Origin of the sequence: Extibacter sp. GGCC_0201 (assembly GCF_017566055.1) — a bacterium.
In the GTDB taxonomy this organism is placed as follows: domain Bacteria; phylum Bacillota; class Clostridia; order Lachnospirales; family Lachnospiraceae; genus Extibacter.
In genome coordinates this window covers 1-16,640 of record NZ_JABFCH010000040.1, presented here as the reverse complement: position 1 = coordinate 16,640, position 16,640 = coordinate 1, and the positions used below count along the sequence as shown (strand labels likewise).

16 protein-coding genes are annotated in these 16,640 nt (G+C 47.9%); 3 read left to right on the top strand and 13 right to left on the bottom strand.

The features are described from left to right. Nucleotides 1-78: 78 nt before the first annotated feature. Entirely contained in the window at nucleotides 79-888 is an 810-nt protein-coding gene (locus tag HJV72_RS18140; protein WP_208073149.1) for a putative ABC transporter permease, read from the bottom strand. Between the two features lie 131 nt (nucleotides 889-1,019). Between HJV72_RS18140 and HJV72_RS18135 the strand changes: the two genes are divergently transcribed. Next, a complete protein-coding gene (locus HJV72_RS18135) occupies nucleotides 1,020-1,250 on the top strand; it encodes a FeoA family protein (protein WP_208073147.1) in 231 nt (76 codons plus the stop codon). Further along, nucleotides 1,247-3,289 carry a ferrous iron transport protein B gene (gene feoB, locus HJV72_RS18130; protein WP_208073145.1) on the top strand — a complete coding sequence of 681 codons (2,043 nt, stop codon included), beginning with the start codon at nucleotides 1,247-1,249 and terminating at the stop codon, nucleotides 3,287-3,289. Before HJV72_RS18135 ends, feoB begins: the two co-directional genes overlap by 4 nt. Nucleotides 3,290-3,342: 53 nt before the next feature. Here feoB and HJV72_RS18125 read toward each other — a convergent pair whose 3' ends face one another. From HJV72_RS18125 to proC, 7 genes are all read right to left on the bottom strand, one after another. After that, on the bottom strand, nucleotides 3,343-4,710 hold the full coding sequence (locus tag HJV72_RS18125; RefSeq protein ID WP_208073143.1) for an aldehyde dehydrogenase: 1,368 nt from the start codon (nucleotides 4,708-4,710) through the stop codon (nucleotides 3,343-3,345). Between the two features lie 10 nt (nucleotides 4,711-4,720). Continuing rightward, entirely contained in the window at nucleotides 4,721-5,923 is a 1,203-nt protein-coding gene (locus HJV72_RS18120; protein WP_208073140.1) for an iron-containing alcohol dehydrogenase, read from the bottom strand. 81 nt (nucleotides 5,924-6,004) lie between these two features. Further along, entirely contained in the window at nucleotides 6,005-6,829 is an 825-nt protein-coding gene (locus tag HJV72_RS18115; protein ID WP_208073138.1) for a PHP domain-containing protein, read from the bottom strand. Nucleotides 6,830-6,911: 82 nt separating this feature from the next. Beyond that, complete coding sequence (locus HJV72_RS18110; RefSeq protein WP_208073136.1) at nucleotides 6,912-7,097, bottom strand: hypothetical protein; 186 nt, start codon at nucleotides 7,095-7,097, stop codon at nucleotides 6,912-6,914. Nucleotides 7,098-7,159: 62 nt separating this feature from the next. Next, nucleotides 7,160-7,885 (bottom strand): hypothetical protein, encoded by a 726-nt coding sequence (locus HJV72_RS18105; protein WP_208073134.1) that lies wholly within the window; start codon nucleotides 7,883-7,885, stop codon nucleotides 7,160-7,162. Nucleotides 7,886-7,934: 49 nt separating this feature from the next. After that, entirely contained in the window at nucleotides 7,935-8,930 is a 996-nt protein-coding gene (locus HJV72_RS18100) for a helix-turn-helix transcriptional regulator (RefSeq protein ID WP_208073132.1), read from the bottom strand. 660 nt (nucleotides 8,931-9,590) lie between these two features. Continuing rightward, nucleotides 9,591-10,385 (bottom strand): pyrroline-5-carboxylate reductase, encoded by a 795-nt coding sequence (gene proC / locus HJV72_RS18095; protein ID WP_208073130.1) that lies wholly within the window; start codon nucleotides 10,383-10,385, stop codon nucleotides 9,591-9,593. A 227-nt stretch (nucleotides 10,386-10,612) separates the two neighbouring features. On the opposite strand from proC, the gene HJV72_RS18090 reads away from it, so the two are divergent. Next, complete coding sequence (locus tag HJV72_RS18090; RefSeq protein WP_208073128.1) at nucleotides 10,613-11,260, top strand: GntR family transcriptional regulator; 648 nt, start codon at nucleotides 10,613-10,615, stop codon at nucleotides 11,258-11,260. A 73-nt stretch (nucleotides 11,261-11,333) separates the two neighbouring features. On the opposite strand, the gene trxB is transcribed toward HJV72_RS18090, so the two are convergent. The 5 genes from trxB to HJV72_RS18065 all read right to left on the bottom strand — a co-directional run bounded on the left by trxB (nucleotide 11,334) and on the right by HJV72_RS18065 (nucleotide 16,520). Then, nucleotides 11,334-12,248, bottom strand: coding sequence for a thioredoxin-disulfide reductase (gene trxB, locus HJV72_RS18085; RefSeq protein WP_208073126.1), 915 nt, complete (start codon nucleotides 12,246-12,248; stop codon nucleotides 11,334-11,336). Nucleotides 12,249-12,277: 29 nt separating this feature from the next. Continuing rightward, nucleotides 12,278-14,644 (bottom strand): ribonucleoside triphosphate reductase, encoded by a 2,367-nt coding sequence (locus HJV72_RS18080; protein ID WP_208073124.1) that lies wholly within the window; start codon nucleotides 14,642-14,644, stop codon nucleotides 12,278-12,280. Nucleotides 14,645-14,815: 171 nt separating this feature from the next. After that, a complete protein-coding gene (locus HJV72_RS18075; protein ID WP_208073121.1) occupies nucleotides 14,816-15,508 on the bottom strand; it encodes an anaerobic ribonucleoside-triphosphate reductase activating protein in 693 nt (230 codons plus the stop codon). A 47-nt stretch (nucleotides 15,509-15,555) separates the two neighbouring features. Then, the gene (locus tag HJV72_RS18070; RefSeq protein WP_208073119.1) at nucleotides 15,556-16,143 is read right to left on the bottom strand and encodes a TetR/AcrR family transcriptional regulator; all 588 of its coding nucleotides are present in this window, start codon (nucleotides 16,141-16,143) and stop codon (nucleotides 15,556-15,558) included. Between the two features lie 107 nt (nucleotides 16,144-16,250). After that, complete coding sequence (locus HJV72_RS18065) at nucleotides 16,251-16,520, bottom strand: acylphosphatase (protein WP_208073151.1); 270 nt, start codon at nucleotides 16,518-16,520, stop codon at nucleotides 16,251-16,253. Nucleotides 16,521-16,640 lie beyond the last annotated feature (120 nt).

The following is a 16,640-nucleotide window of genomic DNA, read 5'->3' as shown; positions in this document are numbered from 1 at the left end:
GATTCAGCTGCCAAAATAAAATATAAAATTTACACACTTAACTTGACAAAGTCGGCGTCCACTTCACTAAACCCCCATTTATTTCTTAAGTATCTTCATCTGAATCTCTTTCAATATATCTTTATGCTTTCTCGATTCCATCTTCGGGAAGGCCTTCAGCAGACGGTTACTCACTTTTGTCCCGTGCTCCGCCAGTTCTCTGTATTTTTCTTTCAAATCTGCAACCCGGCTTTTCTGTTCTTCCGTAGCTGCTTCCAGTCTCTCTTTGATCTCTTCTGTAACTTCCATCGTCTCCATCACATTTTCATGGATATTCTCGCCCACTTTATCAGAAAGCTCCCGCAGCTCTGCGGCAATCCGCTCCATCATCTCCAGGCGCCGGTTCAGCTTCAGTATACCGGATGCCGTGACATAGATGTCTGATATGAGCACTGCCCCAAGCACAGCTATCAGTATGATGCCAGCTGCTGTCGGAAGCAGGGAAAGCCCCTTATGTATGAGGGGATGGATTATTTTTACAATCAAGACGCAGGCTGCGCCCCAGACGAGTGAAAATAACAGGCAGACATACCCGCCTATGTTCAGCGGCTGTCCAGAATAATCCCACCACTTGTGATGGAAGATCTTGTCCATCAGAAAACCAGTCACCCATTCAATCAATGTGACAAGTAAGGTGGACGTAATATAAAGCAGGATGAGATTCTCCCTCACCGGTGTCAGGAACTGTACGACAACGCCGACGCCGATGCCGTAGATTGGACATATAGGGCCATTTAAAAATCCCCGGTTTACGAACTTATGCTGCTTTGTCGTCGCATAAGCCACCTCTGTACACCACCCGAGAAATCCGTAAGTGAAGAAATATAAAATGAAAAAATACACCTGCATAAGTCCGCTCCATCCTGCTCCTTTTTATAGTGTTTATAGTATACTTCACATTGCCATTTACGTCAAATAGTGGTATGATATGCAATGTAATAGATAATAATTATCAATAACATTATAGGAGCTATTCCGATATGACACTGAAGCAAGGAAAAAACAACCAGACCTATGAGGTCAAGTCGATTGATATCGAGCTTGGCCTGGAACGCCGACTCGAGGCGCTCGGTCTGACAGAAGGTACACAGATTACAGTATTGAACAATGACAAAAAGGGATCCCTGACGGCAAAGTTCCGGGGCACCCGCTTTGCCATGGGCAGAAGGATTGCCGACCATATTGAAGTACGGGAGGTGGCGGAGCAATGAGGAAGACCATCAACGTAGGCTTCATAGGTAATCCGAACTGCGGAAAGACGACCCTGTTCAACGCCTTTACAGGCGCCAACCTAAAGGTGGCCAACTGGCCGGGTGTCACTGTGGAAAAGAAAGAAGGGCGTGCTACATATAAAGGGCAGGAATTCAAGCTTATCGACCTCCCGGGCATATATAGCCTTACATCATATACGATGGAAGAGACCGTATCAAGGGAATGCATTATGAGCGATGAGGTGGATGTCATCATAGACGTGATAGATGCATCCAGCCTGGAACGTAACCTATATCTGACGCTCCAGCTCATAGAGCTTGGCAAACCGGTCGTTCTGGCATTAAATATGATGGATATCGTAGAGGAACGCGGTATGGAGATTGACCTCCACAGGCTCCCTGAGATGCTCGGTGTTCCCGCAATTCCAGTATCTGCCAGAAAGAAGACCGGCCTTTCCATCCTCATGCATGCCGTCTCCCACCACAAAGAATACGACAGGCAGGGGCCTCTGATTCATCATCATCCCGGACTCCAATCTTCACACCGGCACAATCATCACGAAGAATATGCCATGGTATATGAAGACTACATAGAAGACAAGATAGATCTCATCATCTCCGCGCTCAGCCGGAGCTATCCGCATCTGGATAACAAACGCTGGCATGCCATCAAGATACTGGAACAGGACAAGGGAATCACCAACGCCTACCCTCTTGATCTGGGTAACACGGTGGACCGCAGCTATGAGAAGGATATCATCAACCAGAAATACAATTTCATAGAGGAGATTATCAGTGAAGTGCTCGTTAACAAATCAAGGAAGGAGGCTTCTACCGACAAGATAGACCGGTATCTGACAAGCCGGTGGCTCGGGCTTCCCATATTTCTCGGCATCATGGCACTCGTATTCTTCTTCACCTTTACCATCGGCGACTGGCTGAAAGGATACTTCGAGATTGCGCTGGAGGCGCTGTCGGCAGCCGTCTCAGCCGGGCTTGCCTCTGCCAATACCGGCGAAATGATGACTTCTCTCGTCGTGGATGGAATCATTTCCGGCGTTGGAGGGATACTCACCTTTCTACCAAACATATTCATACTGTTCCTTGCACTGGCGTTACTCGAGGACAGTGGATATATGGCACGCGTCGCATTCATCATGGACGATATCATGAGCCGGCTCGGCCTGTCGGGACGGGCGTTCCTTCCCCTGCTCCTCGGCTTCGGGTGTTCGGTTCCTGCTATCATGGCTTCCCGCGCGTTGGAACATAAGAGGGACCGGTTCAAGACGATACTTGTCACACCTTTTATGTCCTGCAGTGCCAGGCTGCCTATATATGTCCTGTTTTCCTCCATGTTTTTTGGAAAGCATGCCATGATCGTCTGCTATTCCATGTATGTGCTCGGCATCGTCGTGGCTATCACCACTGCTTTTATCTTGTCTAAAATGGATGGGAGCAAGGCAGAACACGCCCTTCTGATTGAACTGCCAGAGTACAAGGCCCCGAATGCACGCACCATCGCCATCTATGTATGGGAAAAGATAAAAGACTATTTGACCAAGGCCGGCACCGTCATCTTCATAGCGTCGGTCATCATGTGGGGCATCCTGAACTTCGGCCCAGGCGGATACGTAACTGACATCACTGAGAGCTTCGGTTCTATAATCGGAAAAGCGATTGTGCCGATCTTCCGGCCGGCCGGCCTCGGCCAGTGGCAGATCATCGTCGCCCTCATCGCCGGAATCGCCGCCAAAGAAGTGGTCGTATCAAGCTGCAGCGTACTGTTCGGCATCCAGAACATCACCACCGCCCACGGCATGGGCACCATGGTTACGACGCTTGGCTCCATGGGATTCGGCGCGTTGAATGCTTACGCGCTCATGGTCTTCTGTCTGTTATACGTTCCATGCACCGCCACCATCGCGACCATGCACCGGGAATTGAAAAGCTGGAAAAGCACGCTCGGAATCGTCCTCTTCCAGCTGCTTACAGCGTGGACAATAAGCACAATTGTCTTTCAAATCGGCCAATTGTTTTAGAATTTTGAAAGGGGTCAGACCCCCTGCATATGCAGGGGTCTGACCCCTTTCGATTATTGTAGCTTTTTCAGTATATTCAGTTTATTCTTAAATGGTGCATAACGTACAGGTATGTCTATGAGCAGCGACTTTTTCATGATGCTCTTCTGATGCGTGAATGTATCAAAGCTCGCCTTGCCATGGTAGCCGCCCATGCCGCTGTTTCCAACTCCGCCGAACGGCATATGGGATGTTGCCAGATGGACGACCGTGTCGTTGATGCATCCGCCGCCGTAGGACACATGTCTTAAGATGTAGGCTTCTCTTCTCTTTTCTTTCGTAAACAGGTATAACGCCAGAGGACGGGGCCTGGCATTGACCATGGCGGCCGCCTCTTTGATGTCGTAGAAGGTGAGCACAGGCAGCACGGGACCGAAGATTTCTTCCTGCATAACCGGGCTGTCCCAGTTCACCTGGTCTACTACCGTCGGTTCTATCTGCCTCGTATCGCTTCTGCTTCCGCCGCCGCATACGATATGCGTTCCTCTCATAAGCCCGAGCACCCTGTCAAAATGCTTGTCATTGATCATCTTCGGATATTCGGCATTATGGCAGGCATCTTTGCCGTACATTTTGTATATGTTCTTTTCCAGCTGCTTCAGCAGCTTATCTTTAACGCTCTTCTGTACTAATATGTAATCCGGAGCAACGCATGTCTGGCCTGAATTCAGGAATTTTCCCCATACGATACGCTTTGCCGCCATCTTGATATCTGCCGTCTCGTCCACGATACAAGGGCTTTTTCCGCCCAGTTCAAGACTCACGGGCGTGAGGTGCTTAGACGCCTTTTCCATCACGTATCTGCCGACATCCACGCTGCCGGTGAAGAATATATAATCAAAATGCTCGTTCAGGAGTGCCTCGTTCTCCTTTCTTCCACCTGTAATTACATCCACATACTTCTTCGGAAAAAGTTCTCGGACCATCCTCGCCACGATATCGGACGTGTGCGGGGAATAGGCAGAAGGTTTCACGACGGCACAGTTGCCCGCACATATGGCGCCGACAAGTGGTGCTATCGTCAGCTGGAACGGATAGTTCCACGGCGACATAATCAGCACGACTCCGTAAGGCTCCGGATAGATAAAGGAGCGTGACGGAAACTGTGTAACCGGCGTGGGAACCCGTTTCGGCCGGGCCCACTTGCGCAGATGCTTCAGCGTATATTTTATCTCTTCCTTCACAATACCAATCTCTGTAGCATAAGCTTCAAAAGGCGACTTGTGCAGATCCTTCTGAAGCGCCTCCATTATGGCTTCTTCGTTTTCACAAATCCAGGCATTCAGCCTCGTAAGCTGCGCAATCCTGAAGCCGATGCTTTTACACTCCCCTTCCCTGAAATACGCTCTCTGCCTCTTGATCATTTCCTTATAATCTGCCATATTCTGCCTCCTATGCACGAATCTGATAATAGATTTCCTTTAGCTGTGCCTTTTTCATAATCTTTGGTACCGGATAAAGCGGATTCGCCTCTTTCGCCGCCCTTTTCGCCAGCATATCGATATCATCTTCCCTGATACCTTCCAGCTTCTCCGGTATTCCCATCCTCCGGTTCATCGCACGTATCTCCGCGATAAATGCCTCCGCCTTCGCCTGGTCTTCTTCAAGCTCCTGTCCAACCTTAACAATATCCGCAAGCTCGGCAAGCTGTATGTAGATGCTGCTTCCATAAGCATCCAGCACGTATGGAAGGATTACTGCATTGGCAAGCCCGTGCGGGATTCCATATTCCCCGCCGAGGCTGTGGGCTATCGCGTGTACATAACCGACATATGCCCGTGTGAACGCAGCTCCGGCAAGAAAGGACGCCTTCTGCATCTTCTCCCTTGCCTCCATGTCCTCTCCGCTGCCATACGCTTTCTCCAGATTGTGGAAAATAAGCTTTACCGCCGCGACACTGTCTTCTATCGTCTCCGCCGTATTGCTTCGTCCTATGTAAGCCTCTACCGCATGAGTCAGCGCATCCATTCCGGTGGATGCCGTGATATCCTTGGGCAGCCCCTTCGTCAGTACCGGATCCAGCACTGCATACCGCGGAATGAGGACAAAGTCGTTGATAGCGTACTTTTCATGTGTCGTTTCGTCCGTCAGCACCGCGGCAAGTGTCGTCTCGCTGCCTGTGCCTGCAGTCGTCGGTATCGCAATAAGGAGCGGGATGGGCTTTAGAACCTTTAGCTCTCCCCGCATAGACGATATCTTCTTTCGCGGCCTCGCCACCCTGGCGCCGACCCCCTTCGCACAGTCCATTGGAGAGCCTCCCCCAAATGCGATGATTGCATGGCAGTCATTCTCCTGATACAAGGCGAGCGCTTCCTCAACATTCGCAATAGTCGGATTGGCTACCGTCCTGTCATATACCGTGCACTCGACGCCTCCTTCCCGGATCCATTCCACAAGCTGCGTATGAAGCCCGAGCGCGGCTATGCCGGAATCGGTTACGAGCAGGACATTGCGGATCCCTTTCTTCTTAATTATGGAAGGAAGCTTTTTAAGGCTGTCCCTTCCGGTTATCATCTTTGGCTTTCTCCAGAAAGGCACGTGATCCATAACAAGCTTCATAACCTTCTGAAAGAGCCGGCACATCATAACATACATGTTACTGTCTTCTCCTTTGTAATCAAATATATATAAGACATAAGAGAAGTCCTCTACATATGCTGTAAAGGACTTGTCTTATTATTTCATCCGTTCCAGGTATGGAATCTCAATCGGATCAATCGGGTCCACCGGGTTCTCCACCTGACCCTTCCGTCTTCTTCTGTGGCGTTTGAGCAGCTCTCCGCCCTTGTTATAGAACCAGAAAGAATATACGAGCAGCTTATTCACCTTCCCGATCTTATCCTTGGTCGTCTTGTCATACAAGGTTCCTCCTGCTTCAACAGGCACTTTCTGTCGGATAAGGGATATGAGCTCCGTCTCGCATGTCACATGCTCAGGCAGCACGGTATATCCTCTGCCCACACAGTCCAGCTTGTGGGAATCACTTCCTCCGATTCCGGGCTTCTTGTACTTCCGTGCAAGCTTTGCGGCGCCCTCATTAGACTCCTCGGACTCGCAGGAATTGAAGGCCTCTATAAAATCAAAACGCTTTATGATTTCCGGCGATTTGTAAAACTTCTTCGTGTTCGTAAAACTAAGATACTTCTCCCCGCAAGGATGAGCCGGACCGAGTATTCCCCCGTGCCGGTGCACAAAATCTATCAATACGGCCACAGGCAGGCCACGCAGCTCCAGCAGCCTCATCTTAACGCCTTCCGGCATAATGCAGATGATGTGCCCTGCATCGCATGTATCGTACTCTATCCCCTTCAGCACGACAAAATCCTCATGCACTTTGTCCTTCATGTTGTATTTCCAGTGACGGTAGCCTTTATAGGTATCATGGTCAGTGATGAGCATCCCATCAAAGCCTTCCTCCTTCAACTTTGTGATATATTCATCCAAGCTTACTCTGCTGTCCACCGAACCTTCTTTTACATGACAGTGCATATCTATCTTCATCAGTAAGCCCCCTTTATTCGTTTTTTATGTTTATATTATATCACATCCGCCGTAAATTACAACCAAACACCGTCCATATGGGTTAATTTGCCTTACTGTCTGAGGACAGCGACTGCAGAGAATACTTGATGAGGACGCCACATATTACCCATACAGCCATATACATGTATCCGGAAATATTGATTTCTGTAAAGCCGAACATGATCACTGACACAGCCTGCATCATGAACCCCGCGATAAGCAATATCATTTTCAAAATTTTATACATAATAAAGCACCTCCCCTGCCATAGCTCATACTATAGCAGGAGAGGTGTGTCATAAACAGGACTTAGCTTTCTTCATCCTCATTTTCATCCGCGTCCTCGTCCAGTATCATTCTTGCCTTCTCCACTTCAGACTCCCTGGATACTTGTTCTTTGAACTTCTTTGCATGTACCTTCTCCGTCTTCCCTATCTTTCTGGAGTGCATCATAAACTGGACGCTGATACCGATGACTGCAGCCACGGCACCGATTGCCAGCCCAATCCATGCGTTTTCCGTAATCCCTGCAAGTTCAGCTGCCGCCGCCCCTGCTAAGATACCGCCCGACAATCCTGTGACGATGATGACGATTGGCTCTATATAGATTACCGCAAGTACCGCAAATACTACCGCTATCACGATGCTGATAACGAGCGGGATAATAGAATCCGGATCCAGCAGCATCGCACACACGCCGAACACATAGGCCATCACCATAAGAAATACGCCAAACTTGTACAAGAAGAAAGCCAGCGCACCTAATATGACGGCGCCTGCAATCACTGCTGCCAAAAAGGAAATCTTCGTCAGCCCCAGCCCAATCGCCACAGATACTCCTATCCCTGCACCGATGACAGCCCCTGCTGCTGCTGTTAGAAGCTTCACCAGCTTCAGCCCGAACAGGCATACCAAGGCGCCTATCACGACAGCGACGATAAGTGCCGTTGTCCCCTGTGCGGCACCTGAGGTCACGAGCTTCGTCGTCCCGTCCAATGCGTTGCCAATCATGTCATTTAAGTTTACCATATCCATATCTTCTTCTCCTTTGTTCCCTATTAATTATCCACACCTGCAGTACCTGTCATGTACCACAGGAGTACGCATCTATGATTCCCGAAAGAAGTCTCCTGTGCTCCCCCGCAACCTCCTCAGGTGACACTATTATAACATCTTTTCCCAATCCTGTTAACCACCCAAAAAACTGTTCGCTCACAGCCACCTGCACCCTGGCTGTAAAGAATTCCTCCCCATCTCTCTTTACCGGAACGGACTTTCCGAACCGGTCGAGGACAACTCCGATCAGACGGTTCGGAAAGCGGATAGTCACCGTCTCTTCCTTTCCCGCGAACATCCCAAATGTCTTTCTGGAATATCTCCCGGGATCAAAATCCCGGAATGTCTCTTCGCCCTCTCTTCGCTCCTTCATAACTTCTATCTTCAGCATCTTGTCTACTCTGAAATGTCTCAGTGCGCTTTTCCCTGCGTCATAGCCTATCAAATAATAGTTCTCCTCGGTCCAGTTGAGCGCCCACGGGCTGATATGATAGAACTTCCCTTCATTGCGCAGCGCGGTCGTCTTATCTATCGTCCACTGCGTATACTGGAACCTGATTTTAGAATTTTCCGATATGGCGGCATGAATCTTATCAACATTGTAATAGATGCTCTCATTCATCGTCTTGATGCGGTCGGATACATACACCTGCCTCTGCAGGCAGGACGCCTCATATCTGCTCGCCAGCCCCTCGATCTTCTTAATCAAGCTTCTGGACTTCTTTTCCGTGATGAACCGGGATGACTGCACCGCATCCACAAGCAGCTTAAGCTCTGCCAGTTCAAAGCTGTGGCTTGCCATGTAGTATCCTTCCGGCTGCTCTTTCCTGTATTCAATATCCATGCCGTACTGCCTGAGCGTCTCAATATCGCTGTATATGCTTTTTCTGGCCGCCTGGATACCGTTTGCCTCCAGCGCGGACAAGATTTCTTTCATCGTTATCGTATGTCCCATATCTGTCTGCCTGTCCAGCAGATCCATGAGATACAGCAGTTTCATTTTCTGGTTATAAGCTTTTGGCATATCGTCGTCTCCGTCTGTCCTTGCCTCATTGAACTATAAGTCCAAAGTCTTTATCATTACGTACCCTATTATAACAGGACATAAAAGGACAGTAAAGATGGGCATCAATTATATGAAATAATGACACCCATCCTTACTTTGATTCTTCAATCATTCTTTTACCCTTTCTTTTGGTAAAATTTTTTCTGATTACTCTGAATCAGTAACATAGTTTAATTTTTTGGTGGTCCGTACCTTCCTTTCTTAAACTATTTCTTTGAAATCCGCTTCACTCTTCGATAATATTTTTTAATAATTTATTTGCTTGATATGCTATACTTACTGAACTTCTTACATCCAATCAATACTTTTCATCTTCCGAATCACATTACCAATCAATATTATTAAAAATTTATCTCTGCATGAATGCATCTTTCAAATTTCAATAATAAACTCACTTCCAACAAATGTTTTATCTGTTTTCTTATCTTGTTTACTATTTATGTTTATATAATATACCAGTTTTATATATTTGTCAATATCTTTTTTGTATTTATTTTTATTTTCTGTTAATTTCTCTGTTCACGCAGACTAAATTGATATTTATGCACTAACGTAGTCTTATGATATTGACGAAAGGCAGTCCTCCGCGGAGACTGCCCTCTGTCTAATTGCTGTAGCCTACAAGCTCTTTGATATGTCTTCACATACTTTCATCGCCTCGATCACAGCACTTCTGAACCCTCTTTCTTCCAGCACGCGCACGGCTTCAATCGTGGTTCCTGCCGGTGAGCATACCATATCTTTCAGTTCTCCCGGATGCTTCCCCGTCTCCAGTACCATCTTGGCGCTTCCGAGTACGGCCTGTGCAGCAAATTTATATGCCTGTGGCCTTGGCATCCCTCCTGACACGGCTGCATCCGCCATCGCTTCAATAAGTACGAACACGTAAGCCGGAGAACTTCCGCTGACTGAGACAACCGCGTCCATCAGCCGTTCCGGAACGATTTCGACCTGGCTGAAGCTTTCCAGAAGCTTCTTCACATATGTTATCCCCTGTTCATCCATGTGGCCGTTCGGGCATGCAGCTGTCATGCCTTCCCCGACCATAGCCGGCGTATTTGGCATGGTACGTACGATCTTAACCGGTTTTCCAAACTTCTCTTCAAGCCAGGAAAGCGTCTTGCCGGGCGCAATTGTGATAACAATCTGGCTCTCTCTTATATCATCCTTAATCTCGTTGATAACGTCTTCATAAAACTGAGGCTTTACAGAGAGGACAATCACCTCCGCCTTAGATACCACCTCTTTGTTGCTGTCTGTCACATGAATTCCAAACTGCTTCTGAGCTTTCTCTCTTCCCGGGGCAAACAAGTCTGCTCCGATAATCTCCTTAGCCGGAATAATCTGTTTATTGATGATGCCTCCCATGATTGCAGATGCCATATTGCCTGTACCTATAAATCCTAACTTCATCTTTCATACCTTCCTCTCTGGATATATTATGACACTTTGTATACATTAAAATAATTTGTATACAATTTTCTATATCCAATATAGCACCGCCTATACCGAAAGTCAATATGTTTAAAAAATAATCTTGTGTTTACCTTAAAATCACGTTATACTTTGTATACAATACAAATCAATGTATACTTTATCACTTTAACTGTCCAATATATCAAATAGAAGAGAGGTATCCAATGGCTGAAAAGACCACTTCTCTGGCCGATCAGGCATATGAGAAAATCAAAGCAAATATCCTGAATCTTAGCTATCCCCCCGGAATGTCTCTTACCGAAGCTATGCTGACAAAAGAGCTCGGCATGAGCCGGAGCCCTGTCCGGACCGCAATAAGAATGCTCCAGGCAGAAGGGCTTATCGTCACCGACTATTATAAGTCCATGACCGTAAAGGAGATATCAGATAAAGACATCAATGAAATCTATCAGTTGAGAGAACTGCTCGAAGGCGCTGCTTTTAAGATGATCTTTACTTTGGGGCGCTATGAAGAGTTCTCTTACCGGATTGAAGAGAAGGTCGTGCGTATGTGCGCCGCGGCAGGTGATGTCTATGAGTGGGAAGTGGCCGATACGGCCATGCATATGGAAATCATCAGTATATTTGAAAATGACCGCATCAACAAGATATATGAGATGAATCTGTCCGAGCTCATACGGATGGGCCAGTATTCGATCAAAAACGGGATGCGCATTCCGAAGACGAATGAGAATCTGAAAAAGATGGTACGTCATATGAGAAAAGGCGAATACGAAAAATCATTTGACATATTGAAGGCCGATCATTTTGGAATCGGAAAGGACAGCGCGCTGAAAAAAAATCTGCAGTAGATCAAAAGGCTGTCAAAAGTATACTCAGGCACGGGGATGCCACTTTATGTGATATCCCCGTGCCTTCTCTGCTCTACACATTCATCTCTTCAATGTATCTGCAGGCCGCAAGGGCCGCGACAGAACCGTCCGCCGCTGCTGTCGTCAGCTGCCGCACCTCTTTCGTGCGGCAGTCCCCGGCCGCAAATATGCCGGGACAGGAAGTCATACAGTCTTCTGCCGCCAGGATATAACCTTCGTCATTCAGCTTCACTATCTCCTCAAACGGGTCATTGTTCGGCTTCTGCCCTACCGCGATAAATATTCCTTCCACCTTAAGCTCCGATGTACCGCCGGTCTTCTTATTCAGGATACGGATGCTCTCTACTGCATCCTCACCCTTGATTTCAGATACTACGCTGTCCAGCACAAAGGTTACATTGTCTCTGGCGCTCAGCGTCTCTACAAGATGTTTCTCGCCACGGAATTCATCCCTCCTGTGGACGACATACACATGGCTGCAGTATTCGCTCAGAAATACGGCATCCTGGAGCGCCGTACTTCCGCCCCCCACGACAGCCACATCGCTGCCTTTGAAGAACGCGCCGTCACAGACTGCGCAGTAGGACACGCCAGCCCCTACAAGTTCCTCTTCCCGGGGTACTCCAAGGTGGCGGTGGGATACCCCCGTTGCAAGGATCACTGTCCTGCACGGTATCTCTTTGTCCTCCGTCACGACAATCTTATTCCCGCCGTCTTTCCTGACAGACTTCACCTTCGTATATTCCAGCTCTGCTCCCAGTGCAGAGGCCTGTTCTGCCATGGCTGTCGCAAATTGGCTGCCGCTCACTTCTGCTATTCCAGGATAATTCTCTACGTGAGGAGATAACGTAATTTGCCCACCGAAGGTTGTTCCTTCGATGAGCAATACTTTTTTCCCCGCACGCAGTCCATAAATCGCAGCTGTCATTCCGGCAGTTCCGCCTCCGACAATTACAATATCATACATAGGACTACCTCCTTACGAGGGTATTTGAATCAATTACCCTCTGTATATTTTTTAATGTTCGATGCATTTGCCAGCTTCTCCACACCATTCTCACCGATGACTATAAGGGTAGGTGCCTGCTTAACACCATACTTTTCAACAAGATCCGCATGCTCTTCTGCATCTACAAGCACATAGTCTATATGCGCCTTTTCCAGCATAGACTTTGCCACCGTGCAGTTCGGACATGTCTTTGTAGTGAAGAGAATCTTCTGCGGCTCTTCTGCCGCCTGTTCCGGCACTTCATCAATAGGTTCCCCTGTTTTTGACGTAATATGCAGTTTAGAATGATTCAGGTCATAAACCTTCCTATCCTTGAACTCCTGCGACTTTCCGTCATTCCAGTTCTGTACCGGACGGTAATATCCGGTGATTCTGCTGTATACTTCTGTCGTCTCTCCGCATTCCGGACAGCTGTACTCTTCTCCGTTGATATATCCATGGTTCTTGCAGATGGAATAGGTCGGAGACATCGTATAATAAGGAAGCTTGTAATTTTCCGCTATCTTCTTAACGAGCGAAGCCGCTGACTTCCAGTCGGGAAGCTTTTCCCCCAGGAACGCGTGGAATACTGTCCCGGACGTATATAATGACTGAAGCTCATCCTGGATATCAAGCGCTTCAAATATGTCTTCGGTATATCCTACGGGCAGGTGTGAACTGTTCGTATAATACGGAGTCCCGTCTCCTTCCGCTGCCGTGATGATGTCCTGGAACTGTGCCACATCATGCTTGGCAAATCTGTAGGTTGTGGATTCTGCCGGCGTCGCCTCCAGATTATAAAGCTCGCCGTACTCTTCCTGATAGCCTGACAGCCTCTCTCTCATATGGTTCAGCACTTTCTTGGAAAATTCCTGCGTCTCCAAGTGCGTCATGTCCTTCCCGATCCATTTTGCATTCAGGCCCGCTTCGTTCATGCCGATCAGCCCAATCGTTGAAAAATGGTTGTCAAATGTGCCCAGGTATCTCTTTGTATACGGATAGAGCCCTTCATCGAGCAGCTTCGTGATGACGGTACGCTTTACATGAAGCGAACGGGCAGAGATATCCATCATCTTGTCGAGACGGGTAAAGAATTCTTCTTCGCTCGCTGACTGATATGCGATTCTCGGCATGTTTATCGTCACGACACCGACAGAACCTGTGCTCTCGCCGCTGCCAAAGAAGCCGCCTGATTTCTTCCGGAGCTCTCTTAAATCCAGCCGAAGCCTGCAGCACATGCTCCTGACATCACTTGGCTCCATATCGCTGTTGATATAGTTAGAGAAATAAGGTGTCCCGTATTTGGCCGTCATCTCGAAGAGGAGCTTATTGTTCTCTGTCTCAGACCAGTCGAAATCGCTTGTGATGGAATAGGTCGGAATCGGATACTGGAATCCGCGTCCGTGGGCATCTCCTTCGATCATAATCTGTATAAATGCCTTGTTGACCAGATCCATCTCCTTCTTACAGTCCCCGTATGTGAAATCCATCTCTTTTCCGCCGACGATAGCCGGCATGTTGACAAGATCGTTCGGCACGGTCCAGTCGAGCGTGATATTGGAAAATGGTGCCTGCGTCCCCCACCGGGACGGCGTATTGACGCCATAGATGAATGACTCGATACATTTCTTCACATCTTCGTACTCAAGATGATCTACTTTTACAAACGGTGCCAGATATGTGTCGAAGGATGAGAACGCCTGCGCACCCGCCCACTCGTTCTGCATGATTCCAAGGAAATTGACCATCTGGTTGCAGAGCACGCTCAGATGCTTAGCCGGCGATGAGGATATCTTTCCCGGTATTCCTCCAAGCCCTTCCTGGATGAGCTGCTTCAGCGACCAGCCTGCACAGTAGCCTGTGAGCATAGACAGATCATGGATATGGATATCGGCATCCCTGTGTGCCTGTCCAATCTCATCATCGTAAATCTCAGACAGCCAGTAATTGGCGGTTATGGCCCCTGAATTGCTTAAGATAAGCCCACCGACCGAATATGTGACTGTAGAATTCTCCTTTACACGCCAGTCCGTAACTTTGACGTAGCTGTCCACGATCTCTCTGTAATCGAGCATCGTAGAATTCAGATTACGAATCTTCTCTCTCTGTTTCCTGTACAGGATATAGCCTTTCGCCACATCTGCATATCCCGCTTTGATAAGGACTGCCTCGACGCTGTCCTGGATGTCCTCCACCTGGACGAGTGAATTCTTTATCTTCGGTTCAAAATCAGCGGTAACTTTCAGCGCCAGCAGATCGATGATGTCCTGGTTATACTCTTTTTCCTGGGCCGTAAATGCCCTTCTGATTGCCTCGCTGATCTTTGTAATGTCAAATTTAGCTATCTGACCGTCTCTCTTTGTTACTTGATACATGATAGAGCCTCCCCACTTATTCTTTTTTTCTTCTGTCCTTTTAAGAACTTCAATCTTCATTTGTTCGGTTCTTTTATCTTACCACTCTTCTTGTATGGCAGTCAATAAAAATAACAACATATTGTGCACAAATTTAATTCTTTCACAACATGTTGTTATTGTATAGTTTTGCTATAACCCACGTATTTCCGCGGTCTGTACGTACTTGCCCACCACCTCGAGCGCCTGTTCCATAATCACCTTATCGTATCCGTGAAGCCCTTCCCGGATCAAATCTCCGGAATCCACAAACTGCTGGAGATAATAACGTTTTGCCCCTTTGATCCATCTGCCTATGGACTCAAAGTCCGAACGCTGGTGGAACTCCAGGACGACCGTCGTACGGAACTCATATGGCACGGCATCGCTCAGCAGATATTGGACGCTCCTGTGTATGTTCCGTATGTCATAGTCCTGGATACCGATGGTCTTCCCATAGTTCTCCTGGGAGTTCTTGATGTCCATTGCTACATAATCCACAAGCTTTTCGTCCACAAGCTTCCTGAGCTTATCCGGAAAGCTTCCGTTCGTATCCAGCTTTACAGCATAGCCCATCTCCTTTATCCGCCGCAGAAACGGTTCTATATCAGACTGAATCAAGGGTTCTCCTCCGGTTACGCATACCCCGTCCAATACTCCCATGCGCTTTTTCAGAAATGCAAATATATCATCCAGCTTGATTTCCTCGTTCTTATATGTGTCCACTACAAGTGAAGCGTTGTGGCAGAAAGGGCACCGGAAGTTACATCCTGCCGTAAATATCGTACAGGCCACTTTCCCCGGATAATCCAAAAGTGTAAGTTTCTGTAAACCCTGAATCACCATATCTCTTCCTCTTTTCCTGAACGTGTTTCCATACCGTCTCTGACATTTTATGCTTTGAAGTGTTCCATCATGACCGGCATGCATTCTTTGCTGTACTGCGTAAGGGAGTAGCTGCCTTTGTTAAGGCACCAGTCGGATACGAGCGCCCTCTCGCACATGGCATAATATTTAACAATCTCTCTGACCGTCTTATCGGTGCGTATCTGCCCCCGCCTCTGCCCTTCTTCTACCAGCTTCGTAATGAGCTTATAATATTTGCGGTTGCTGTCCAGCAGATGCACCTGCCCTTCTGCCACCAGCTGCGTGGAGTAAAGAGACGCAAGCAGGTCAAGGCTTATCTTCTCCTCCATCATGGCATGCATCTCGGCATTCAGATACAAAAGCTTCTTAAAGCTGTTCATGCCGGCATCCATGTTCTGCTCCAGCTCCTCATAGTAATCATCCAGGATAAACGCCAGTGTATTGAGCAGTTCATCCTTCGTGTTGAAATAGTAATAGAAAGAACCTTTGGATGTGCCCGAAAGTTCTATGATATCATCTACGGTAGTCCCATTGTATCCTTTGTCGTGGAACAGCTGCCACGCTGCCGATACGATTCTGTTCTTAACGCCTTTCTTGTCTTCACTTTTCCCCATGTCGTCCCTCTTTCTCTCTTCGTGTCGGTATACGTCTACCATATAGTACATTCTATCATAAAAGCGTATGTTTGGATAACTACTTTTTACCAGATTGGCACAAGCGCTCATCTCGACTCAAAGCCCGACTCCCGTTCCAGCGGGATATCTTCTGAATCTATCCAGTCTATCTCGATAAAGCTGTTATTGTGGATGCCTGTCAGCAGCTTGTTGATCAGCGTCTCGCGTCCCTGCACTTCCATCGTCACGGTCCCGTCCCACTCGTTCTGCACCCATCCTGTCAGCTGAAGAGACCTTGCAAGATGCTTGGCCGTGTAACGGAATCCTACGCCCTGGACCCTGCCGCGGAACACATACCGCCTTCGGATTTCTGCCATCTTATCCCCACTTTCCACATTCGTTTTCCACACTATTGTAGACTCTTTTGCAGATAAAATCAATTGGGGACAGGGAGAAACGCGTCTGGGGACGGGGGTTTTTTAAAAAACCCCCGTCCC